Annotated in this window: 22 protein-coding genes; 8 read left to right on the forward strand and 14 right to left on the reverse strand. The window is 60.6% G+C overall.

The features are described from left to right. Positions 1-69 precede the first annotated feature (69 nt). The 3 genes from ligA to ACR0DA_RS05515 all read left to right on the forward strand — a co-directional run bounded on the left by ligA (position 70) and on the right by ACR0DA_RS05515 (position 4,516). On the forward strand, positions 70-2,196 hold the full coding sequence (ligA, locus tag ACR0DA_RS05505) for an NAD-dependent DNA ligase LigA (protein ID WP_480753222.1): 2,127 nt from the start codon (positions 70-72) through the stop codon (positions 2,194-2,196). Beyond that, on the forward strand, positions 2,193-4,283 hold the full coding sequence (gene recG, locus ACR0DA_RS05510) for an ATP-dependent DNA helicase RecG (RefSeq protein ID WP_480753223.1): 2,091 nt from the start codon (positions 2,193-2,195) through the stop codon (positions 4,281-4,283). The genes ligA and recG overlap by 4 nt, the downstream gene beginning before the upstream one ends. A gap of 110 nt (positions 4,284-4,393) precedes the next feature. Further along, a complete protein-coding gene (locus ACR0DA_RS05515) occupies positions 4,394-4,516 on the forward strand; it encodes a hypothetical protein (protein ID WP_254920125.1) in 123 nt (40 codons plus the stop codon). Between the two features lie 186 nt (positions 4,517-4,702). Here the strand turns inward: ACR0DA_RS05515 and ACR0DA_RS05520 are convergent, their stop codons facing one another. Both ACR0DA_RS05520 and ACR0DA_RS05525 read right to left on the reverse strand, forming a co-directional pair. Beyond that, positions 4,703-5,341 carry a MarC family protein gene (locus ACR0DA_RS05520; protein ID WP_093962021.1) on the reverse strand — a complete coding sequence of 213 codons (639 nt, stop codon included), beginning with the start codon at positions 5,339-5,341 and terminating at the stop codon, positions 4,703-4,705. A gap of 58 nt (positions 5,342-5,399) precedes the next feature. After that, complete coding sequence (locus ACR0DA_RS05525) at positions 5,400-5,852, reverse strand: iron-sulfur cluster assembly scaffold protein (RefSeq protein WP_480753224.1); 453 nt, start codon at positions 5,850-5,852, stop codon at positions 5,400-5,402. Between the two features lie 48 nt (positions 5,853-5,900). Here ACR0DA_RS05525 and hisI point away from each other — a divergent pair, with 48 nt between their 5' ends. Further along, positions 5,901-6,290, forward strand: a complete 390-nt coding sequence (gene hisI, locus ACR0DA_RS05530; RefSeq protein ID WP_170357778.1) for a phosphoribosyl-AMP cyclohydrolase — start codon at positions 5,901-5,903, stop codon at positions 6,288-6,290. 15 nt (positions 6,291-6,305) lie between these two features. Here hisI and gluQRS read toward each other — a convergent pair whose 3' ends face one another. The 4 genes from gluQRS to ACR0DA_RS05550 all read right to left on the reverse strand — a co-directional run bounded on the left by gluQRS (position 6,306) and on the right by ACR0DA_RS05550 (position 10,233). Next, complete coding sequence (gene gluQRS, locus ACR0DA_RS05535; protein ID WP_170600581.1) at positions 6,306-7,184, reverse strand: tRNA glutamyl-Q(34) synthetase GluQRS; 879 nt, start codon at positions 7,182-7,184, stop codon at positions 6,306-6,308. Beyond that, positions 7,181-7,795 (reverse strand): class I SAM-dependent DNA methyltransferase, encoded by a 615-nt coding sequence (locus ACR0DA_RS05540; protein WP_480753225.1) that lies wholly within the window; start codon positions 7,793-7,795, stop codon positions 7,181-7,183. Before ACR0DA_RS05540 ends, gluQRS begins: the two co-directional genes overlap by 4 nt. A gap of 37 nt (positions 7,796-7,832) precedes the next feature. Then, positions 7,833-9,173, reverse strand: coding sequence for a methylenetetrahydrofolate--tRNA-(uracil(54)-C(5))-methyltransferase (FADH(2)-oxidizing) TrmFO (trmFO, locus tag ACR0DA_RS05545; RefSeq protein ID WP_480753227.1), 1,341 nt, complete (start codon positions 9,171-9,173; stop codon positions 7,833-7,835). A gap of 274 nt (positions 9,174-9,447) precedes the next feature. Further along, the gene (locus ACR0DA_RS05550) at positions 9,448-10,233 is read right to left on the reverse strand and encodes an enoyl-CoA hydratase (RefSeq protein WP_480753228.1); all 786 of its coding nucleotides are present in this window, start codon (positions 10,231-10,233) and stop codon (positions 9,448-9,450) included. Between the two features lie 58 nt (positions 10,234-10,291). Between ACR0DA_RS05550 and ACR0DA_RS05555 the strand changes: the two genes are divergently transcribed. Continuing rightward, positions 10,292-10,735: a PaaI family thioesterase gene (locus ACR0DA_RS05555; RefSeq protein WP_480635811.1), complete on the forward strand. Its 444-nt coding sequence runs from the start codon at positions 10,292-10,294 to the stop codon at positions 10,733-10,735. 61 nt (positions 10,736-10,796) lie between these two features. On the opposite strand, the gene ACR0DA_RS05560 is transcribed toward ACR0DA_RS05555, so the two are convergent. Then, positions 10,797-11,024, reverse strand: coding sequence for a DUF1127 domain-containing protein (locus ACR0DA_RS05560; RefSeq protein WP_093962029.1), 228 nt, complete (start codon positions 11,022-11,024; stop codon positions 10,797-10,799). A gap of 99 nt (positions 11,025-11,123) precedes the next feature. Between ACR0DA_RS05560 and ACR0DA_RS05565 the strand changes: the two genes are divergently transcribed. The 3 genes from ACR0DA_RS05565 (at position 11,124) to rpsI (ending at position 13,642) form a co-directional block, all read left to right on the forward strand. Continuing rightward, a complete protein-coding gene (locus tag ACR0DA_RS05565) occupies positions 11,124-12,527 on the forward strand; it encodes an aminotransferase-like domain-containing protein (RefSeq protein WP_170339228.1) in 1,404 nt (467 codons plus the stop codon). 164 nt (positions 12,528-12,691) lie between these two features. Beyond that, a complete protein-coding gene (gene rplM, locus ACR0DA_RS05570; RefSeq protein ID WP_170339225.1) occupies positions 12,692-13,150 on the forward strand; it encodes a 50S ribosomal protein L13 in 459 nt (152 codons plus the stop codon). A 6-nt stretch (positions 13,151-13,156) separates the two neighbouring features. After that, complete coding sequence (gene rpsI, locus ACR0DA_RS05575) at positions 13,157-13,642, forward strand: 30S ribosomal protein S9 (protein ID WP_005983014.1); 486 nt, start codon at positions 13,157-13,159, stop codon at positions 13,640-13,642. A gap of 70 nt (positions 13,643-13,712) precedes the next feature. On the opposite strand, the gene ACR0DA_RS05580 is transcribed toward rpsI, so the two are convergent. The 7 genes from ACR0DA_RS05580 to ACR0DA_RS05610 all read right to left on the reverse strand — a co-directional run bounded on the left by ACR0DA_RS05580 (position 13,713) and on the right by ACR0DA_RS05610 (position 21,409). Beyond that, on the reverse strand, positions 13,713-14,873 hold the full coding sequence (locus ACR0DA_RS05580) for an ABC transporter substrate-binding protein (RefSeq protein WP_480753229.1): 1,161 nt from the start codon (positions 14,871-14,873) through the stop codon (positions 13,713-13,715). A 31-nt stretch (positions 14,874-14,904) separates the two neighbouring features. After that, positions 14,905-16,791, reverse strand: a complete 1,887-nt coding sequence (locus ACR0DA_RS05585) for an AMP-dependent synthetase/ligase (RefSeq protein ID WP_480753231.1) — start codon at positions 16,789-16,791, stop codon at positions 14,905-14,907. A 5-nt stretch (positions 16,792-16,796) separates the two neighbouring features. Continuing rightward, positions 16,797-17,570 (reverse strand): ABC transporter ATP-binding protein, encoded by a 774-nt coding sequence (locus ACR0DA_RS05590; protein ID WP_170339217.1) that lies wholly within the window; start codon positions 17,568-17,570, stop codon positions 16,797-16,799. After that, positions 17,567-18,331, reverse strand: a complete 765-nt coding sequence (locus ACR0DA_RS05595; RefSeq protein ID WP_170368431.1) for an ABC transporter ATP-binding protein — start codon at positions 18,329-18,331, stop codon at positions 17,567-17,569. The genes ACR0DA_RS05590 and ACR0DA_RS05595 overlap by 4 nt, the downstream gene beginning before the upstream one ends. After that, positions 18,328-19,425: a branched-chain amino acid ABC transporter permease gene (locus ACR0DA_RS05600; RefSeq protein ID WP_149775120.1), complete on the reverse strand. Its 1,098-nt coding sequence runs from the start codon at positions 19,423-19,425 to the stop codon at positions 18,328-18,330. The genes ACR0DA_RS05595 and ACR0DA_RS05600 overlap by 4 nt, the downstream gene beginning before the upstream one ends. A gap of 4 nt (positions 19,426-19,429) precedes the next feature. Beyond that, complete coding sequence (locus tag ACR0DA_RS05605; protein ID WP_005983028.1) at positions 19,430-20,305, reverse strand: branched-chain amino acid ABC transporter permease; 876 nt, start codon at positions 20,303-20,305, stop codon at positions 19,430-19,432. A gap of 75 nt (positions 20,306-20,380) precedes the next feature. After that, positions 20,381-21,409 carry a zinc-binding dehydrogenase gene (locus ACR0DA_RS05610; RefSeq protein ID WP_480753232.1) on the reverse strand — a complete coding sequence of 343 codons (1,029 nt, stop codon included), beginning with the start codon at positions 21,407-21,409 and terminating at the stop codon, positions 20,381-20,383. Positions 21,410-21,632 lie beyond the last annotated feature (223 nt).

Raw genomic sequence — 21,632 nt, forward strand, 5'->3', positions numbered from 1 at the left:
AGCACATCTGGACCTGACCATGACCTCGCCCTATCACTGGGGTCCAAGACGATGTGACAGGGCGAGGCCATGAGCAATTTGATTGCAGTAGAAGATCTGACCGAGGATCAGGCTCGAGAGGAGTTGGCACGTCTTGCGGAACTCTTGCAGCGGGCCAACGACCTTTATCACGGTCAGGACGCGCCCGAGATCTCGGATGCCGAATATGATGCCCTGAAACTACGGAATCTCGAAATCGAGTCGCGCTTTCCGCAGCTAAAGCGCACCGACAGCCCCAGCGATCAGGTTGGTGCGCGGCCGGTGGACGGTTTCGGCAAAGTGACCCATGCGGTCCGCATGATGTCGCTTGGCAACGCATTCGACGATGAGGACGTAGCAGACTTCGTTCGGTCCGTTCGAAACTATCTTGGGCTGAGCGAAGAGGCGCCCCTCGAATTCACGGCCGAACCAAAGATCGACGGTTTGTCGCTGTCCTTGCGTTATGTGGACGGCGAACTGGTGCAGGCGGCAACACGGGGCGATGGGGAAGTTGGCGAAAACGTCACGGCCAATGCGTTGACCGTTTCAGATATCGCTCAAAAGATCGCCGACGCGCCCGGGATCCTGGAGGTTCGCGGCGAAGTCTATATGTCTCATGACGATTTCGAGAAGCTGAATGCCAAGCAGGCAGAGGCGGGGGCGAAGTTGTTTGCGAATCCGAGAAATGCGGCCGCCGGTTCGCTACGCCAGCTTGACCCAGAAGTTACGCGCGCAAGGCCCCTGCGGTTCTTCGCCTATGCCTGGGGCGAACTGTCCGAGCCGTTGGGAACCACCCAGTCGTCTGCGTTGGATCGATTGAAGTCCTTTGGCTTTTCCACCAACGACCTGACTGCCGTTTGCAGCTCGACCGCGCAAATGCTGGAGCACTACCGCGCAATCGAAGAGCAGCGCTCTACGCTTGGCTATGACATCGACGGCGTCGTCTACAAAGTGAACGATTTGTCGTTGCAGGCCCGTCTTGGGTTTCGCTCGACCACACCAAGATGGGCGATCGCTCATAAATTTCCTGCCGAACTCGCCTGGACCCGGCTTGAGGCGATCGACATTCAAGTTGGCCGCACCGGCGCGCTTAGCCCGGTTGCGCGGCTGCACCCGGTGACGGTTGGCGGTGTGGTCGTGTCCAATGCAACCTTGCACAACGAAGACTACATCGCCGGTCGGGATTCGAAAGGCGAACAGATCCGCGACGGCAAAGATATACGTGTTGGCGATTGGGTGCAGGTGTACCGCGCCGGCGATGTGATCCCAAAAATAGCCGACGTCGACCTGAGCAAAAGGCCGGAACAAGCTGTCCCGTTTGAGTTTCCGACGAAATGTCCGGAATGCGGCAGCGACGCGATCCGCGAGGAAGGCGACTCGGTGCGCCGCTGTACCGGAGGGGTGATCTGCCCGGCGCAAGCGGTCGAGAAACTGAAGCACTTCGTTTCCCGCAAGGCGTTTGACATCGATGGGTTGGGGGCCAAGCAGATCGAAATGTTCTACAACGACCCGGATCTGCCGATCCGTACGCCGGCAGAAGTTTTCACATTGCAAAAGCGGGACGCTGCAAATCTGAACAAGCTGGCCAACCGAAAAGGCTGGGGCAGTCAGAGCGCCGCAAAACTCTTTGCCGCGATCGAGGAAAAGCGGACAATACCGCTGGGCCGCCTTCTGTTTGCGCTGGGTATTCGACACCTTGGTGAAGCCGCCTCGAACCTGATCGCCAATCACTACGGCACGTGGGACGCGTTCGAGCAGGCTGTCACGGCTGCCAGCCAATTCAGCGGACCCGAATGGGATGAACTGCTGAATATCGACGGCGTCGGTGAAGTCATGGCCCGGACCCTGGTTTCGACATTTGCTCAGGACGCAGAGCGCCAAAGCATCGATGCGCTGGTCGCCCAACTGAACGTACAAGAGGCCAAACGGCCGGATACATCGGGCAGCCCAGTCGCGGGAAAAACGGTTGTCTTTACGGGTACGCTCGAAAAAATGACCCGGGCCGAAGCAAAGGCCCGCGCGGAAGCCTTGGGGGCCAAAGTGGCTGGCTCAGTCAGCGCAAAAACGGACTATCTGGTGGCCGGCCCCGGCGCAGGTTCCAAGGCCAAGAAGGCGGCAGAGCTGGGGATCGAAACCTTGGATGAAGACAGCTGGCTGCAGTTGATCGGGGACGCATGAGCGGCCGTCCAGAGCAACTGTTCCCGCTTTTTGCAGGGCTCGAGAGGCTGGATGGTATCGGTCCCAAGACCGCACGCCTGCTGGCGCAGACCGGGCTGGAAACGCCACGCGATCTGCTGTTTGCATTGCCATATGCAGTGGTTGACCGGCGGCGGCGTGATACGATCCGGGGCGTCGATCTGCCCAAAACACTCACGGTGGAAGTCACCGTCGGCGCCCACCGCCCGCCGCACAACAGGGGCGGAGCCTATCGGATTTTCGTGCAGGACAGTCAGACCGATTTCCAGCTGGTCTTCTTTCGCGCCCGGGCCGACTACCTGAAAAAGGTCCTGCCTGAGGGGGCGAGACGGGTGGTGTCCGGCAAGCTCGAACTGTTTGACGGTACAGCGCAAATGGTTCACCCGGACCACATTCTGCCGGTCGAACAGGCGAACAGCATCCCCGAGTTTGAACCGGTCTATCACCTTACCCAAGGTGTCACCCAAAAGACGGCCTACAAGGCGGCGCAAAGCGCGCTGGCACGCCTGCCAGATTTGGCGGAATGGGCGGATCCTGCACAGGTTGCCCGCCAGAGCTGGCCGACCTGGGCCGATGCAGTCCGGGCGGCTCACACACCGCAAGGTGCCGATGACGTGGCAGCGTTTGCTCCCGCGCGCGAACGTCTGGCCTATGACGAACTGTTCGCCCATCAACTGACTCTGGCTCTGGCCCGACTGCGAGAACGCAAAACTCGTGGAACCGTAAGTGTCGCGACCGGGGCGTTGCAGACCCGTGTACTGGATGCGCTTCCGTACAAACCCACTGGGGCGCAGTTGCGTGCCATACGCGAGATAACCGAGGACATGGGTGCTCCGACCCGAATGAACCGCCTGCTGCAGGGGGACGTCGGATCCGGCAAGACACTGGTTGCGTTCATGGCGCTTCTGGTTGCGGTAGAGGCCGGTGCTCAGGGTGTCATGATGGCTCCGACCGAGATCCTCGCGCGCCAGCATCTGGAGGGCCTTCGCCCCCTGGCCGAGGACGCCGGCGTGGTTCTCGAAATCCTGACGGGACGGGACAAGGGGTCCGAGCGCAAGGCGAAGCTGGCCGCGCTCAAGGCGGGTGACATCCAAATTCTGGTGGGCACTCACGCGGTTTTCCAGAACGATGTGGCATTCCATGACTTGCGTCTGGCGATTGTCGACGAACAGCACAGGTTCGGTGTCCGCCAGCGGATGGAGCTCTCTGAGAAGGGACAGGGGGCCGATGTTCTGGTCATGACAGCCACACCGATCCCACGCAGCCTTGCGCTTGCACAATATGGGGATATGGACGTCTCGGTCCTGGATGAGAAACCGCCGGGACGCAAACCGGTCAAAACTGCGATTGTCAGCACTTCGCGCATGGAGGAGGTGGTCGATCATCTGCGCCGCGCGATCGAAGACGGAAAGCAGTGTTATTGGGTCTGTCCGCTGGTCGACGAATCCGAGGTCTCCGACCTCACAGCGGCCGAGGAACGGTTCAAACACTTGCGGGCCCAGCTGGGTGACGGAATCGTCGGCCTTGTGCACGGACAGATGCCTCCGGCCGAGAAAGATGCGGCAATGGCCGCCTTTCAGGACGGGCGGACCAAGGTTTTGGTTGCGACGACGGTCATTGAGGTGGGGGTAAACGTCCCCAACGCCACGATCATGGTCATTGAGCGGGCGGAAATCTTCGGGCTGGCCCAGTTGCACCAGCTGCGCGGTCGGGTCGGACGCGGGCATGACGCGTCAACCTGTCTGTTGATGTATCAAGCGCCGCTCAGCGAAGGGGGCCGAAGACGGCTGGAAGTTCTGCGGGAAACCGAAGATGGATTCAGAATTGCCGAAACGGACCTCGAGATGCGCGGGGCAGGGGACCTGATCGGGACCGCGCAATCCGGTCTACCCCGGTTCCAGATTGCCGACCTGGAACGACAGGCTGGACTTATGGCTGTTGCCCAATCTGACGCGCGTGCGCTGCTTGCTTCGGATCCGAAATTGACCTCGGAACGAGGTCAGGCCGCCCGTGTTCTTCTTTGGTTGATGAAACAGGATCAGGCCATCCGTTTGATTTCAGTGGGTTAGCGGGTTGCGCGAAAAAAGTTCACAAATGTTCTCATAAAGTTCTTTACTGATCTCCGGAAATATGAGAACAAAAGGTCAACAAAGGATTAATTCCCGACCGGAGGTGAAACATGCTGACCCAGATCAAAAGTGCTTTCAGCCGTTCGCAAGCCACGCTATTGCAGGATGCAGCCGGCGTGGCTTCGCTGGTTGTCATACTGATGGTGGCGCTTCACTTGCCCGTCGGGTTCTAAGCCTTTCTGCCTGCGATCTCGTGCCGATCAACCCGCGTATGTCATCCCCATTTCAGTCAAGGGTGACCTGCCTGTCCCAAACCCCTTGAAGGGGCCGTGCCTCGGCCCCACGCGGTAATCCGGACCCCACGCGAGAAACGCATTGACTGCCGCCGCCCTTTCCGCCCGGAAGGAGCGGCGGTTTTTTTACAGTTGACCGGTTTTGAAGATCTCAAGCAGGGCTGACAGGACCGAGTTGACGGCCACTGAGGCCAAAATCATTCCCATGACCCGGCTGATGATTGCCGCCCCCGAATGACCGATCAGCCGGATGATCGGCTCGGCCAGCAGCATCAACACAAAGGCGCAGGCCAGTACGGACAGCATGACCAGCGCAGTAATGCCCTGGTCTGCCACGCTGTAGCGGTGGTTGTCGGTCAAAATGACGATGGCCAGCATCGCACCGGGTGAAGCCAGTGACGGGACCGCCAAGGGGAAGATCGCCGGGTTGTGCCTGTGCAACTTGTCTTCCATGTCTTCTTCGGCCTGGCGCTGTTCGATTTCCTGTTTGCTTTCGCCAAAAATCATCGTCAGCGCGAACAGGAACAGGATGATCCCGCCGGCGACCTGAAACGAGTTGAGGCCGATATCCAGCGCCTCGATCAGCAATTGCCCAAAGACCAGAAAGAACAGAAGGATGCCGGCGCTGATCAGTGCGGCCAGCAGGGCAGTGCGCCGACGCGCGGCGGCTTCGATACCCGCAGTGACGGCAATGAAAACCGGGATGGTTCCGATCGGGTCGATGACGACCCACAAGGTTACAAAATGTTCCAGAAGGTTGTTCAATTGGCTTCTCCGTCAAATTGGTCAGGAGGTTAGCCGCCTTCGATTCAAAAGACCATGTTCAGGCGCAGTTGGATTGTTCGGCCTTCTCGAAAGCCTCGGCGGTCGCGTCCAGCGCAAGCATGATCGACGCGTGCCGGTTCTTGTAATCGCGGGCGGGCCGTAGAACTTCCAGTTCGTCAAACGGCGCATCCGGGGTGGGGCCGTCACTCTTGAGCATAGCCGCCAACTGGTCGCGCGCGGTTTCGATTTGGGGGCGGGTTGCCCCGATGACCGATGCACCGACCACTGCCGCTGCGGCCTGACCCAGTGCGCAGGCTTTCACGTCCTGACCAAACACGGTAATCCGGCCGTCCCGCACTTTGATGTCCACGGCAACCGTCGAGCCGCACAAGGGCGACCGTTTCTTGACGGTCGCATCCGGATCTTCCAACCGCTGCAGGTGCGGAATGTCGGCCGCCAGCGCCAGAATGCGCCCGGAGTAGAGCTTGATCAGGTCGGTTTCGCCGGACATGGGTTTCCCTCGGTGGATGTTCCCCATACATAGTGGCCATGTTCTGGGATGCAAAAGGTTTTTGCGATGTCGCGCTCTGCTACGTTCGATCCGTCGACGCTCAAATTCAATGAGGCTGGGTTGGTCCCGGCCATCGCGCAAGAGGAGAGCACCGGCGAGGTTCTCATGATGGCTTGGATGAACGCCGAGGCGATCCGAAAGACGCTGGAAACCGGGCGCGTCACCTATTGGTCGCGCTCGCGCCAGTCCTTCTGGGTCAAGGGAGAAAGCTCGGGCCACGTGCAAGAGTTGGTGGATTTTCGCGTCGATTGCGATCGGGATTGCCTGTTGGTTCTGGTGCGACAAAGCGGCCCCGCTTGCCACACAAACCGCCGAAGCTGCTTCTACACCGCCGTCCGGGACGGGGAAGAGGTCGAATTGATGTCGCCGATGGCCTGAGGGCGCCTAGCGGGCCTAAAGACCGACCATTGCGCGGACGTCTTCGGGCGTCGCTCCTTCGGCCCGGTATTTCGCAATCGCCCTGGCGTCGTCTCGCTTGGCCAGCCGTTTTCCCGTTTCGTCCCGGATCAGTCGGTGATGGTGATAGGTGGGCGTCTCCAACCCCAACAAGCGCTGCAGCACCACGTGAATCCCGGTTGCGTCAAACAGATCCTGACCGCGAACCACATGTGAGATGTTCTGGGCCGCATCATCCAGTACGACTGACAGGTGATAAGACGTGCCCATACCCCGCCGGGCGAGGACGACATCGCCGACGCCGTGCAGCATCTGTTCGTCCGACAATTCTATCCAGCCAGTCGCGCCATCCGGACCGGACCCGGTTTCGTGAAACCTCAACCCGGTGGCGTCCTTCGCGATCCGGCACAGCGCTTCGGACATATTGAGGCGCAGGGCCACATTCTCCGGGATCTTGGTCTGCACCTGATATGTCCATTTTTCACGACATGTTCCGGGATATATGACGCCGTCAGGTCCGTGCAGAGGAAACCCTTCCTGCGGCGCACTGGCGGCGGCCGCGATATCCTTGCGATTGCAGGTGCACGGATATAGCAGCCCTTGGGACCACAGCCGGTTCAAGGCCCGCCGATAGAGCGGCATACGATCGGATTGCCGCAACACAGGGCCAGGCCACGTCAAACCCAACCACGTCAGATCGTCATAGATCTGATCCTCCCAATGCCGACGCGCCCGGGACTGATCGATATCCTCGATCCGCAGCAGGAACGTGCCGGAGTTTCGGTCAGCGAGGCCATACGCAAGCAATGCAGAATACGCATGACCAAGATGCAATGGTCCGGTTGGAGATGGGGCAAACCTAGTGGTGAATTTCACGTCTTTTCAACGATATATACGTCGGATTTCAAGTCCAGACCTGGCAGGTGCGGTCCGTGTTCACGAAACAGGAGGCGCGCCGCTCCCATGTCCAGCCATTCGTTCAGGCGCCCGGTATAGCCGGGGTCGTCCAATGTATGGTCGTTGAACGAAAACGCCAGCAGGCCACTCTTTGGCAAGACTTTCATCAGCATGTCGAATGTCTGGGGCGGCGCGGCGCCGGCGCCGATCACTCCGATCGCGGCGATTGCCTTGTATGCCCCCGTCTCCAACGGGTTGGGATCGGTGATGTCGATGGCAGCAAGGTTGCGGTAGACGCCCTTGGCAGCAGCACCTTTCAGCATCTCTGGTGTCGGATCGACGCCGTCGATTGCCCGGTATCCGACCTTGTGCAAGGCGACACCGGACAACCCGGTCCCGCAGCCATAGTCAAGGATAGGTGTGTCCGGTTGCGGCAACTTGGACCACAACGCCTCGGCCACGCGGCCCGGCGTGGCATACCCGTGCTCGGCCACCTCATCTTCGTAAGTGGCCGCCCATTTCTGGTAATGCGCCTGGGTTTCCTGCGGCGTGTTCAGATCATATGTGTTTTTGAGGAACTTCTCGCTCATGCCGTCAGTTTAGGCGCGTGGCCCGATCTGCGTCCAGTCAGCTTTGCGTCAGCCACTGCTGCCATGCCTCCTTGGCGCGATCGGTATAGGCTTTGTAGCGATCCTTGCGGCCGCGCCGTCCGCCTTTCAACCCGTCGACCGGTCGGAACAAACCAAAATTCACGTTCATAGGCTGAAAGGTCTTGGCCTCTGCGCCGCCGGTGATGTGGTGGATCAGCGCGCCCATGGCGCTGTCCTGCGGAACCGGGGGCAGGGGGAGGCCCAGAATCTCGGCAGCCGCCAGACGTCCGGCCAGCAGGCCCATCGCGGCGCTCTCGACATATCCTTCAACCCCGGTGATCTGCCCGGCAAATCGGATGTTTGGCTTGGATTTCAGGCGCATCTGCGCATCCAGCAAGGTGGGCGAGTTGATGAAGGTGTTGCGATGGATGCCGCCCAGTCGGGCAAAACTGGCATTCTCGAGCCCCGGGATCATCCGGAACACCTCGGTCTGGGCGCCGTATTTCATCTTGGTCTGGAACCCAACGATGTTGAACAGCGTGCCCAAAGCGTTGTCGCGGCGCAGTTGAACCACGGCATGGGGCTTTACGTCCGGCTGATGCGGATTGGTTAGGCCCACCGGTTTCATGGGCCCGTGGCGGAGGGTCTCGCGGCCCCGTTCGGCCATGACCTCGATCGGCAGGCAGCCATCAAAATAGCCGGCGGTTTCACCTTCGTGGAACTCGGTCTTGTCAGCGGCCAGCAGCGCGTCGATGAAGGCCTCGTACTGGTCACGGTCCATCGGGCAGTTCAGATAGGCGGTACGCTCTTCCTCGGTTTCACCCTTGTCATAGCGCGACTGCATCCAAGCCTTGCTCATGTCGATCGTGTCAGCGTAGACGATCGGGGCGATCGCGTCGAAAAAGGCCAGCGCCTCGGCCCCGGTCTCGCGCTGGATCGCTGCGCCCAACGCTGGCGAGGTCAGCGGACCGGTGGCAAAAATCCAAAGTCCATCGTCCGGAAGCGTGGTGACTTCCTCACCGGTGACGGTGACGCGTGGGTGCGTCTTCAGCTTGGCGGTCACCGTTTCGGCAAAAGGTTCACGGTCTACGGCAAGAGCGCCGCCCGCAGGAAGTCGGTGGGCGTCAGCGGTGGTCATGATCAACCCATTGGCCGCGCGCATTTCCCAATGCAGCAAACCAACGGCATTCTGCTCGTCATCATCAGACCGGAACGAGTTGGAACAGACCATCTCGCCCAGGTTGCCGGTTTGATGCGCAAAAGTGCCCACTTTGGGGCGCATTTCGTGAATCACGACGTCCACGCCCATTTCGGCGGCCTGCCATGCGGCCTCGGATCCGGCCATGCCGCCGCCAACGATATGCAATTTCTGTGTCATGTGCGTCCAAATAGGGCAGGTGGCCCGCGCGTGCAACGGCCGTCGAAAACTGCCGCCAACAAGGCAGCAACGCTATGATTTCATTGGGAAGTCTTGGGGTCGCCGCTGCGGGAATGTCTGCGCCGGTGAGAGAAACCAGCTTGGAGGGACCTTCCGCCCACGGCGACCCAAAAGATAGTGAGGGCCTAAGCCCTGTCTCAGCTTTGCCACAGAGATGCCCTTTTGAAAAGTGCAAAAATGCGAACAGTCGATAATTTTAGCCATAACAATTGCGTCATTGGGTCCAATTTGGTGAACGTTTTTCGATAAATGCGGAAATACCTTCCTCGGTATCCCGGTGCAGCATATTTTCGGCCATCACGCCGCCGGTATAGGCATATGCCTGATCCAAAGGCATCTGAAGCTGCTGATAAAACGCCTGTTTCCCGATCTTTACCGCCGCGCCCAGTTTGGAGGCCAACTGCTCGGCCAACAGCAGGGTTTCATGTTCCAACAGCGTTTCCGGAACGACACGATTGACCAGGCCCAGCTCGGCGGCCCGCTCCGCTGGCATGAAGTCACCGGTGGTCAGCATCTCAAACGCCAGTTTGCGCGGAATGTTGCGGCTCAGCGCCACCATCGGCGTCGAGCAGAAGAGACCAATATTCACGCCATTGACGCCGAATCGCGTTCCTTCGGCTGCCACGGCAAGATCGCAGGTCGCCACCAGTTGGCAGCCGGCGGCCGTTGCAATGCCATGGACCTGCGCGATCACCGGTTGGGGCAGGGATTGGATCGACATCATCATTCGGGCGCAGCGATTGAACAGATCGGTGAAGTAGGCCTTGCCACCATCTTCGGCCTGCCGGCCTGCCGTCATCTGCTTGAGGTCGTGACCGGCACAAAACGCCTTGCCTGCCCCGGACAGTATCACGGCGCGGATCGTACGATCATCGCGCAGGGTATCCAGTTCAGATTGCAGCGCCTCCAGCATTTCGTCGCTCAGCGCATTCAGCCGCTCGGGCGTATTCATTTTCAGATGAGCGATCGCGCCCGTGTCGTTACGTTCCAAAATTGCCATCTTGCCCTCCTGCCGGCTGTGGGGCCAACTCTAGGTCGGCAAATCGAGGAGGGGAAGCATGTCATTGGCTATGAACAAGGAAGAGCTGACGGAATATCTGGCGCAGGTCTTCCCGCAGGTGCACAAGGATTTCGTCGTCATGGATCTGACCGACGACTCGATCCGCATGCGCCTCGTTGTCGAAGATCGGCATCTGCGTCCGGGCGGAACCGTGTCCGGGCCCTCGATGTTCGCCCTGGCCGATGTCTGCGTCTATTCGATGGTTCTAGCGCGAAAGGGCCAGCAATCGCTGGCGGTGACCACCAGCAGTTCCATGGATTTTCTGCGCAAACCTGCCGGTGGGGCCGACATGATTGCCGAGTGCAGGTTGCTGAAACTGGGGCGTACGCTGGCTGTTGGTGACGTCCTGATGTACTCGGAAGGGCAGGAGGCGCCGGTGGCGCGCGCCAGCATGACCTACTCGCTGCCACCTGCCGGGTCCGCCGCAGCTGCGTTCGGATAAAAAAATGCCGGGGACAAGCCCCGGCACAGGAAGAGGTCCCGTAATTGGGACTGGGGATATTCTAGCCAAGCCAGAATTGGCGGCGTGCTTCGCGGTCAGCCTCAAAGCGCGTCAGTCCGACATCCTTCAGCAGACGGTCGTCCAGCCTGCTCAGGTTGACGCGACTGCGGCGCCGGCGTTCCCATTGGGTGACAGTCGCCGCAAAACGCACGGCCAGCGCAGCGATCAGAGGCAGCCGGGGGCTGTCGTTCAGCAGCAAGAGGGCGGGGGTGTGCATTGCGCGTGTCATGGTAAGTATCCTTTCAAATTGTATTGACACAAAGCATAAATGTTCGGTACATTGCTGTGATACATTCGGGATTGTATTGAACGCAAAGGAAGAATTGTAATGGATACAATTTGGCCGACAGATCTGCCAAAATCCAAGGGGCCAAAGTACACTCTGGTCGCAGACACAATTCGAAAAGCCATCGAAAACAAGCAGCTGGAAGTCGGGGTGAAGCTTCCTCCGGTGCGGGAACTGGCGTATCGATTGCAAATCACACCAGGAACGGTCGCCCGGGCTTATTCGATTCTGACCGAGGAGGGGTTGCTACAGGCCGAGGTCGGGCGTGGTACATTCGTGGCACCACCGAAAATGCCATTGCTGGACGATGTCTGGTCACGGCAGCTTCATCTTCGGGACGACAAGTATGACGCGAATGTCAGCCTGTTCAGCCCGCGGCTGCCAGATGTCGGACAGGTGTCCCTGATACGGTCATGTCTTGCCAAGGTGGCGCAGGGGGATCCGAAGATGTTCATGAACTATCCCACACGCGACGCTTACCTGCCTGTACGCCAGGCTGTTGTTGATTGGCTCTCCGACTTGCCGCTGGGTGCTTTGAACGCCGATGACATCGTTCTTACGCATGGCGGACAAAGCGGACTGTGCGTCGTGTTTCAGACCGTTCTGCGCGATCCGAAACCCGTTGTTCTGGTCGAGGACCTTTCTTATGCGGGGTTCCGTCGCGCCGGTGAGTTGATGCGCGCCGAAGTTGTTGGTGTGAAAATGGACAAATGGGGTATCAGCCCCGACGCGTTGGACCACATCCTTCGTCAAACGCGGGCGCAGGCGATCTGCGTGTCGCCCGAGGTTCAGAATCCGACCGGTGGGCATTCGCCTCTTGAACGCCGCAACGAGGTGATCGAGATCGCCCGCCGCCACGATCTGCAAATCATCGAAGACGATTGCTATCGTATGGGCGAGGCGCGCGCACCCAGCTACAGGGCTCTTGCGCCCGAACGCGGCTGGCACGTGTCGTCGATTTCCAAGACCCTTACGCCTGCGTTGCGCGTGGGGTTCGCCATCGCTCCGCGGGAACGCAGCGGAGACCTGCGCCGATCGGCGGAATACGGGTATTTCGGATTGGCGCAGCCATTGGCGGAACTGACCCGCTTGCTCCTCAGTCACCCTCAATCCCGGCAAATGGCGCGGGATGTTCGCGCGAAGATGGGTGAGTATGTACGGGTGGCCGTCAATGCACTGGGTGGCTTCAATCTGAACTGGGACGCCGACATTCCCTTTGTCTGGCTAAGCCTGCCCTCCGGCTGGCGTGCTGCAGCCTTCAGCAGAGCCGCCGAGCGGGAGGGCATTCAACTCCGATCGGCAGATGAATTCGCGCTGAGGGATGGACGAGCGCCAAATGCCGTGCGCATTGCCATGAACGGGCATGTCTCGCTGAAGCAGTTCGAATCCGCCATGCTGCGTCTGCGCGCCTTACTGGACAATCCCCCCGAACAAATCAGCGTTTGATTTGGGGTAAATAGATACCTATTTTATAAGCTGATGTTTTATAATAATTAATTGGACGCTACCATTCTTGACGTGCACTTACGGGCCGTCTAAATACCCATCCATCGAATTCGGGCCGGTCCACCTTTGGGGCGGCCTTTCACATCAAACAGGATTGTCCTGACATGAAAACCTTCTCTGCAACTCCTGCAGACATCGACAAGAAGTGGATCCTGATCGACGCCGAGGGCGTTGTTCTGGGCCGTCTTGCCTCGATCGTCGCCATGCGCCTGCGTGGCAAGCACAAGCCGTCGTTCACCCCGAACATGGACATGGGCGACAACGTCATCGTCATCAACGCCGACAAGATCCAGATGACCGGCAAGAAGCGCGACGAGCACTTCTACTGGCACACTGGCCACCCGGGCGGCATCAAGTCGCGCACCAAGCAACAGATCCTGGAAGGCGCGCACCCCGAGCGTGTGGTCTTTCAGGCCGTCAAGCGCATGCTGCCGGGCAACCGTCTGTCGCGTCAGCAGATGACCAATCTGCGCATCTATGCCGGTGCCGAGCACCCGCACGAAGCCCAGGCCCCCGAAGTTCTGGATGTCAAATCCATGAACAAGAAAAACACCCGGAGCTAATGACCGATGGCTGATCAGATCAATACTCTCGAAGAGCTGAGCGCCGTCGCAGGCGTTGAAACCGTGGCCGAAGAAGTTGTTGTGCGCGAGCCCGTGCGTGACGAACTGGGCCGCTCCTATGCAACCGGCAAGCGTAAGGACGCTGTTGCCCGCGTTTGGATCAAGCCGGGTTCCGGCAAGGTCACCGTGAACGGCAAGGACCAGGACGTGTATTTCGCACGGCCCGTTCTGCAGCTGATCCTGCGCCAGCCGTTCCAGGTTGCCGGTGTCGAAGGTGAATTCGACGTTGTGGCAACCGTCAAGGGCGGTGGCCTGACCGGTCAGGCCGGTGCGGTCAAGCACGGCATCTCGAAAGCGCTGCAGCTGTACGATCCCAGCCTGCGCGGCGCGCTGAAGGCAGCCGGCTTCCTGACCCGCGACAGCCGCGTCGTGGAACGGAAGAAATACGGCAAGCGCAAAGCCCGCCGTTCGTTCCAGTTCTCGAAGCGTTAATCGCTGCCGAGGGCACAAAATGCAAAGGGCTCGCATCTGCGAGCCCTTTTTTCGTTGATTTTCTCCGGCCTTACTCTTCGTAGACCATTTTCCACGCGCCGTTTTCCACCACGTTGACGTAGACCGTATCGGCGCCCTGATGGTCATCGGGGCCAAAGGTCATGTGGTTGCCGACCAATTCATCCTGATAGTCCAGCGCCTCCATTGCAGCGATAAAGCTTTCCTGGGTCAGGTCGGGGCCGGCGGCTTCCAGCGCCTTGACCATCATCTCGGCGGCGGCATAGCCCAGCATCGAAAAGCCCACCGGGTCTTCGCCGGTGGCGGCCTTGTATTCCTCGATGAAGGCCTTGGGGGCCGGTTCATCCGCGCGGGCCCACAGGTCCTGCCACGAGGCGGCGGCGTAGAAGCCGTCGGTCACTCCACCCGGCACCTGTGCCACCACGGTCAGGAAGCTGGCCGAAGTGCCCAGGAACTTCATGTCGGTCAGGCCCATCTTCTTGGCGGTGCCGACCACGGTGATGGCCTGCCGCACGCCCAAGGCGATTGTGACGATGTCGCAGCCTTCTTCCTTCAGCTTGCTGAGCGAGCCCACGAAATCGGTTTCGTCAGGTTTATGAGTGGTTTCCGCGGCAAAGGTAATGCCGGCTTCCTTGGCGCCTTCGTGGCTGCCTTCCAGGATTTCCTTACCGAAATCGGTGGGCAGATACATCGTGCAGACCTTGTCGCCGCCGAATTCCTGCGCCAGGTACTTCACGCCCACGCGCGCCTGGTCGTAATAGCTGGAAAACGAGGTGAACTTGTTTTTCATCGGCTCCTGCAGCATCTGCCGCGCGGCCGACAGGGGGGCGACGTTGGGAATGCCTTTCGGGTCCAGCAGTTTGAACCCGGCCAGGTTCATCGGCGTTCCCAGCGATTGCAGCATGGCAAACACCTTGTCGCGGTTCAGCAGCTTGTTGTAGCCCTGCATCGCGCGCGGCATCTGGTATCCGTTGTCCTCGACCACATAGCGGATCTTGCGGCCATGCACGCCGCCATTGGCGTTGACCCGGTCGAACACCACGTTCGCGCCCTTGGTGGCCGGAACCCCCACGGCGGCGAAAATGCCGCTGAGGTCATTGACCGAGCCGATGACGATTTCGTCGTCGGTCACGCCTTGCGTTTCGGCCCAGCCCATCGAGGCCAGGGCGGACAGGGCGGTTGCTGCCGCCAGCCGTCTGATTGCTTTGGTCATGTGTTTTCCTCCCTTGGGATTGATCCCTGTTCTATTTGTACATGTCTTCAATGAGATGCGCGTGTTTCTTTTCCACCAGGCCGCGTTTCAGTTTCATCGTCGCGGTCAGTTCGTCATCATCGGCGGTCAGCAGCACGTCGATCAGGCGGAAATCCTTGATCTGCTCGACCCGCGCGAATTCCTTGTTCACCGCGGCCACTTCCGCGCCGATCAATTCGCGCACCTCGGCCGCAGCGCAGAGCGAGGCGAAGTTCGAGAACGGCACCTTGCGGTCCTGCGCGAACTTCTCGACGTTTTCCTGATCTATCATCACCAGCGCCGTCAGGTACTTGCGGCGGTCGCCGATGATCACCGCGTCCGAGATGTAATGCGAGAACTTCAACCGGCTTTCGAGCTCGGCCGGGGTTATGTTCTTGCCGCCGGCGGTGATGATGATGTCCTTGAGGCGGCCGGTGATGGTGACATAGCCGTCCGCGTCCACGTGCCCCATATCGCCGGTGCGCAGCCAGCCGTCGGCGGTGAAGGTCTCGGCGGTCTTGGCATTGTTGCGCCAATAGCCCTGGAACACGTTCAGGCCGCGGATCTGGATTTCGCCCTCGTCCGAGATGCGCAGGTCGATCCCCGGTGCGGGCTTGCCGATGGTACCGATGTGGTTGGCCTCGGGCGTGTTCAGCGTGGCGATGCCCGAGGTCTCGGTCATGCCGAAGCCCTCGACCAGCGGCACGCCGATGGCCCAGTACCATTTCAGCAGCTCGGGCGAGATCGGGGCCGCGCCCGACCCGCCGCGCCGCAGCCGGTCCATGCCCAGCATCCGGCGCAGGTTGCGTAGCACCAGCCGATCCCACAGCCAGAAATTCGCGGCCACCGCCGGCGGCACCGGTCTGCCCTGCAGGATGTATTCGGCACGCTTCATCCCGGCCTTCAGCGCCATGCCAAAGGCGGCGCGCCCGGCCGGGGTGGCCTCTTGCGCCATGATCAGCACCTGCGAATAGATCTTTTCCCACACGCGCGGGACGGCGGTGAAGGTCGAGGGCGACACTTCCTGCAGGTTGGCAAAGACCGTCTCGGGGCTTTCGGCGAAATTCACCGTGCATTTCGAAGCCAACGGGAAATAGATCGAAACGTCGCGTTCAAGGATATGGCACAGCGGCAAAAAGCAAAGCTGTTCGTCGGTTTCCAGCGCGGGCAGGCAGCGTGCGCCGCATTCGATCGCGGCCATTATGTTTTCGTTGCTCAGCATCGCGCCTTTGGGCATGCCGGTGGTGCCCGAGGTATAGATCAGCAGCGCCGTGTCCTGCGGCGTGGCCAGCGCGATTTCCGCCTCGAACCGGCCCGGTTCTTCGCGCTCGGCCTCCCGGCCGAGGGCGTAAAGATCTTCGATCATCATGCAGCGGGGATGGGTCAGGTCGTGCAGGCCTTCGTCCTCGAGGATGATGACCTTCAACAGGCCGGGCACCTCGTCTTCGATGTCCAGGAATTTGTCCAGCTGCTCTTCGTCTTCGACGATCAGAAAGCGGCTGTCGCTGTCATTGACCAGATATTTCAACTGGCTGGCGGAATCGGTGGTGTAGACGCCCGAGGCGATGCCGCCGACGCATTGGATGCCCAGATCGAACCACGCCCATTCCTTGCGGTCCTCGGACAGGATCGAGACGACCTCGCCGCGTTGCAGCCCCAGCTTGCGCAGCGCCAGCCCGATCCACTTGGCGTGCTGCCAGTAGTCGGCCCAGGAATAGGATTTCCAGATGCCCAGATCCTTTTCCCGATGCGCGGTGCGGTCGCCCAGGGCGGCGCAGCGTTTCTGGAACAGCTCGGGGATGGTTACGCAGCCATCGACCCGCACGGGGCGCTGGCCGGGGGTGGCGTTGAACTGGACGCCGTTGATGGTGGTCTGCGGGGGCAGGGTGGTCATGTTCATCCGGCTCACCTCCACGTCTTCTTGCGTTTCCAGCGGCGGTTTTCCCGCGCGCCTTCCTCCTGCACGCCCAGATAGAAGTTCTGGATGTCCTCGGATCGCATCAGCACGTCGGCGGGGCCGTCCATCACGATGCGCCCGACCTCCATGACATAGCCATGATCGGCCAGTTCCAGCGCGGCGTTGGCGTTCTGCTCGACCAGCATCATGGTCATGTTCTGCTCGTCATTCAGGCGTTTGAGGATGCCGAAGATCTCTTGGACCAGCAGCGGCGACAGGCCCAGCGAGGGTTCATCCAGCAGCATGATGCGCGGGTTGGCCATCAGGCCGCGGCCGATGGCCAGCATCTGCTGCTGCCCGCCCGACAGGGTGCCGGCCTCTTGATTTCGGCGTTCCTTCAGAACCGGGAAGTAGGAAAACACCAACTCGCGGTCGCGCTCGATCTGGGCCTTGTCATGCAGGGTATAGGCCCCCAGGCTGAGGTTCTCGTTCACCGTCAACAGCGGGAACACCTCGCGCCCCTCGGGCACATGCACGATGCCCTTTTGGACGATCTTGTGCGGCTCCAGCCCCTGGATTTCCTCGCCGTCGAAGGTGATCGTGCCCTTTTCCGGGTCCATAACACCCGAGACGGTCTTCATCAGCGTCGTCTTGCCCGCCCCGTTGGCGCCCAGGATCGAGACGATCTGGCCCGGGCGCACGTCCAGCGACACACCGCGGATCGCCATGATCGGGCCATAGAAGCTTTCGATGTTGCGGATGCTCAGGATCGGTGCGCTCATGAGGCTTTCCCCAGATAGGCTTCGACGACGGCGGGGTGCGATTGCACCTGCGCCGGTGTCCCAAGGGCCAGTTTCGCCCCATCGGCCATAGCCAGCACCCGGTCAGACACGCCCGAGACCAGCCCCATGTCATGTTCGACCATCAACACCGTGATCCCCATTTGCCGCCGGATGTCGTCGATCCACCAGCGCATGTCTGTTGTTTCCTCGACCGACAGCCCCGAGGCCGGTTCATCCAGCAGCAGCAGCTTGGGGTCGGTGGCCAGCGCACGCGCGACCTCGACAACCTTGCGCACGCCGTAGGGAAGCCCGGCGATCATCTTGTCTCGATAGGCCTGCAGATCGAGGAAATCGATGATCTCTTCGACCTTCTCGCGGTTCTCCAGCTCTTGCAGGCGGGCCGAGGGGGTAAAGAACACCTCGGACAGCAGGTTGGTACGCCGGTGGCGGTGCCGCCCGACCAGCAGGTTCTGCAACACGGTTGCATGTTCGAACAGCTCGATGTTTTGGAAGGTGCGCGCGACGCCATAGGCGGCCACGCCCGAGGGCTTGACCTGCAGCAAATCGTGCCCGTCGAACCGGATCTGGCCCGCGAACGGGTCGTAAAAGCGCGAAATCAAGTTGAACACCGTGGATTTGCCGGCCCCGTTCGGGCCGACGATGGCAAAGACCTCGCCTTCCTCGACCGAAAAGGACAGATCGTTCACTGCCGTCAGGCCACCGAATTTCAGGGTGACGTTCTCGAATTCCAGCAAGCTCATCTCAGGCGCTCCGTCTTGAGATAGGATTTCTGCCGCTTGAACATGTCCTTGCGGTAGAAGGGGAACAGCTCGAACCAGGTGCGGATTTTCAGCCATCGGCCGTAGATGCCCATCGGCTCGAACAGGATGAACCCGATCAGGATCATGCCGAAGATGCCGAATTCTAGCCCCGGAATGGCGACGGTTCCGCCACCGAAAAGGGCGCCCGCGTATTCCTTGGCGATCGACAGGAACTGCGGCAGAAACCCGATGACGATGGCGCCCAGAAACGCGCCGTGGATCGAGCCCAGTCCGCCGATCACGATCATCATCAGCAGCTGGATCGAGATCACCACGCTGAAGGTTTCGTTGTTGAAGGCCCCGGCATAAAGGCCCATCAGCGCCCCCGCCCATCCGGTCACGGCGCAGGAAAGGGCAAAGGACACGGTCTTGGTGCGCGCGATGTCGATGCCCATCGCCTGCGCAGACACTTCCGAGTCGCGCACGGCGATAAAGCTGCGTCCCAGCGGCGTGCGCAGAAGGTTGATATAGCCCAGCGTGACCAGAACCGTGACGGCCAACACCAGCCAGTAGAACTGCTCGGGCGTGCCCCAGCGGTCGACCAGATGGCCGAAAATCTCGACCCCGCCCATGTACTTGCCCGCGACACCGCCGGTGATCGGTTCCGCCAGAACGATGAGGTCGTCCATCAGGATCGACAGGGCCAGGGTGAAGATCGCCAGATAGATGCCGTGCAGCCGCAGGGCAGGGATGGCGACCGTGACCCCGGCGATACCGGTCAGAATGCCGGCCAGAGGAAAGGCCACCAGAAACGGCACGCCGGACTCGATCAGAATCACGTTGGCATAGCAGCCAAAGGCCAGAAACGCCGCGTGGCCCAGGCTGGCCTGGCCTGTATGCCCGGTCAGGATCATCAGACCCAGCCCGGCGATGGCCCAGATCAGAACGTTGGTCAACTCTCCCAGATAGAACGCGTCCAGCCACCACGGCGCGGCAAAGACCACCGCCAGCAGGATCAGGTAGAGCGATAACTGGTATCCGTCCTTCCAGGGGCGGATGTCTTGCATGTAGTCGGTTTTGAAAACGATCCTCATGCGCTCAGACCTTCTTGACCCGGACCTGGCTGAACAGGCCGTGCGGGCGGAAGATCAGCACCGCCAGCAACAGCGCATAAGGCGCGATCTGGCTATAGCCCGCGGCGATGTAGCGGCTGGCGAAGGGTTCGATCACGCCGACGATCAGACCGCCTGCCAAAGCCCCGGGAAGGCTGCCGAACCCGCCGATGACCGCGGCCGCAAAGGCCTTGATTCCCAGCAACCCCGTGGTCGGATCGACCGATCCCTTGGCGGCGAACAGGATGCCCGCGATCCCGGCCACGACACCGGCCAGCCCCCAGATGAAACCCTGCACGCGCTTGACCGGGACGCCCATGTAATAGGCCGCCAACTGGTTCTGCGAAGCGCCCTGCATCGCCAGCCCCAGCTTGGTCTTGCTGAAGAACACATAGAGCCCCCAGGTCAGCAGCACGGTCACGACGATGACCGCCACGTCCTCCATCCCCAGGACCAGCCCGCCAAAGCGGACCTCCTTGCCGGCCAGCGGGTTTTCCAGCGTCTGCGGCTCGTGCCCCCAGATCAGCCCGGCAACAAAGCGGATCACGAAGCCCAGGGCGATGGTCAGGATCACCACGGCGGTCTGGCTTTCCCCGAACAGGCGGCGGATGATCAGCCGGTCCAGCAGATACCCCAGCGCGCCCATGATCCCCAGCGAGATGGGCAGGGCCAGCCAGAAGGGCAGGCCCATATATTCGGTATTGGTCAGCCCGATGGTGACGAAGGCGCCCAGCATCATGAAATCGCCCTGGGCAAAGTTCACGGCCTCGGTCGCCTTGTAGATCAGCACGAAGCCAAGCGCGATCAGGCCGTAGACACAGCCATTCGCCAGCCCGCTGATCAGCAGCTGTGCGTTGTCCAAATTCTCCTCCCCATGCCGGTTTGCCCGGCGTCCTGACGCCCCGGATCTCCTCCAATCACCGGGGCGCCTGTTCTACTATGGCGTGATTATCACTTTACCGTCACTCTTTTTCAGTGCAACTGCCAGATCGGAAACGATTTTGTTCAGCGGGACATGCGCCGAGACATCCGTTTTCCACCGTCCGTCCGCAAAGCGGGCCTGCACCTCGGCAACCGCGCGCATCTGCTCTTCGGGTGGCGTGGACATCATCCATTTGGTCAGCCAGAAGCCCTCGATCCGTTTGCTCATAAAGATCAGCTGGCCCATCTGGGTCAGCTTCGGAGGCTCGCTGCTGAGTTTGCCATAAGACACCCAGCGCGCGCCGTTGGGCATGGCGCAGAAGACCTGCTCGGACAGCTGATCCGAGACCGCATCCAGAAAAACCCGCGGCTTGAGCTGTGCGCTGATGGCCGCAAACTTGGAGACGGCATCGTCTTCGGTGGTTACGATGACCTCGGCCGCTCCGTGGCTTTTGAGTAGTTCGACCGTTTCAGGGCGCCGCACCATCGCAATCGGCTTCAGGCCAAGGTCTCGGCCCAGCCCGCACATCAGCTTGCCCAACTGGCTGGTGGCCGCGGAAACGACAAAGGCCTCTCCTTCGGACCGCGCGATCTCAACCATTGCCATTGCGGTCAGCGGATTGACGATCTGTGCGGCACCGTCATCGTCCGAGATCTCGGACCGCAAAGGAATGCACATCTGCGCCTGTGTCAGGGCATACTCGGCCCATGCGCCGGACCCGGAGGCGACGAAGGCGACCCTTTGCCCCTTCAGCGCTTCGGCGCCCGCGCCGGTGGCGACGACGTTCCCGCACCCTTCGAAACCGGCCGGTGCACCTTTGACCCGCGGCTGACCGTACTCACCCTTGACGAAATGGAGGTCTGAGGGGTTCACCGATGCGGTGCGCAATTTGATCAGCACCTGGCCGGGGCCCGGCGTGGGCACCGGGATCTCGGCATTCTCAACCCAGTCGGCGGCGTCTTCGATAGCCGGGCCCGTGGCGGTACCCGAGTATCCGTCAAATTTCTGGATCACGGCAAACATGGATTTGGGGAGATCAGTCATTCTTTTTCCTTTGTTTCCGACATTTTCAAGCAAACGGGTCGATCCAAGTGCACGCCCTGGGGCAGGGCGCACCGATGCCGACAATAGGTCGTCCCGACTTGATGCGACTGGTTGAGCCAAGCCAAACAAATGGCACCGGACACGTCAATCGACCACAGGGTTAACGTTGGGGAATTGGGAAACCGGTGCAGGTGTGACAAGGCCGGACAAATGCCGGCCTTGT

The sequence above is a fragment of the Ruegeria sp. CI8 genome (assembly GCF_056536865.1).

Bases quoted from the DNA above. Each gene is read 5' to 3' on its own strand.
- ACR0DA_RS05595 (WP_170368431.1), bottom strand. From the start codon at position 18,331: ATGAGCTTGCTGGAATTCGAGAACGTCACCCTGAAATTCGGTGGCCTG.
- ACR0DA_RS05610 (WP_480753232.1), bottom strand. From the start codon at position 21,409: ATGACTGATCTCCCCAAATCCATGTTTGCCGTGATCCAGAAATTTGAC.
- rpsI (WP_005983014.1), top strand. From the start codon at position 13,157: ATGGCTGATCAGATCAATACTCTCGAAGAGCTGAGCGCCGTCGCAGGC.
- ligA (WP_480753222.1), top strand. From the start codon at position 70: ATGAGCAATTTGATTGCAGTAGAAGATCTGACCGAGGATCAGGCTCGA.
- trmFO (WP_480753227.1), bottom strand. From the start codon at position 9,173: ATGACACAGAAATTGCATATCGTTGGCGGCGGCATGGCCGGATCCGAG.
- ACR0DA_RS05540 (WP_480753225.1), bottom strand. From the start codon at position 7,795: ATGAGCGAGAAGTTCCTCAAAAACACATATGATCTGAACACGCCGCAG.
- ACR0DA_RS05565 (WP_170339228.1), top strand. From the start codon at position 11,124: ATGGATACAATTTGGCCGACAGATCTGCCAAAATCCAAGGGGCCAAAG.
- hisI (WP_170357778.1), top strand. From the start codon at position 5,901: ATGCAAAAGGTTTTTGCGATGTCGCGCTCTGCTACGTTCGATCCGTCG.
- ACR0DA_RS05555 (WP_480635811.1), top strand. From the start codon at position 10,292: ATGTCATTGGCTATGAACAAGGAAGAGCTGACGGAATATCTGGCGCAG.
- ACR0DA_RS05590 (WP_170339217.1), bottom strand. From the start codon at position 17,570: ATGAGCGCACCGATCCTGAGCATCCGCAACATCGAAAGCTTCTATGGC.
- ACR0DA_RS05525 (WP_480753224.1), bottom strand. From the start codon at position 5,852: ATGTCCGGCGAAACCGACCTGATCAAGCTCTACTCCGGGCGCATTCTG.
- ACR0DA_RS05600 (WP_149775120.1), bottom strand. From the start codon at position 19,425: ATGAGGATCGTTTTCAAAACCGACTACATGCAAGACATCCGCCCCTGG.
- ACR0DA_RS05560 (WP_093962029.1), bottom strand. From the start codon at position 11,024: ATGACACGCGCAATGCACACCCCCGCCCTCTTGCTGCTGAACGACAGC.
- ACR0DA_RS05580 (WP_480753229.1), bottom strand. From the start codon at position 14,873: ATGACCAAAGCAATCAGACGGCTGGCGGCAGCAACCGCCCTGTCCGCC.
- ACR0DA_RS05515 (WP_254920125.1), top strand. From the start codon at position 4,394: ATGCTGACCCAGATCAAAAGTGCTTTCAGCCGTTCGCAAGCCACGCTA.
- ACR0DA_RS05550 (WP_480753228.1), bottom strand. From the start codon at position 10,233: ATGGCAATTTTGGAACGTAACGACACGGGCGCGATCGCTCATCTGAAA.
- recG (WP_480753223.1), top strand. From the start codon at position 2,193: ATGAGCGGCCGTCCAGAGCAACTGTTCCCGCTTTTTGCAGGGCTCGAG.
- ACR0DA_RS05585 (WP_480753231.1), bottom strand. From the start codon at position 16,791: ATGAACATGACCACCCTGCCCCCGCAGACCACCATCAACGGCGTCCAG.
- rplM (WP_170339225.1), top strand. From the start codon at position 12,692: ATGAAAACCTTCTCTGCAACTCCTGCAGACATCGACAAGAAGTGGATC.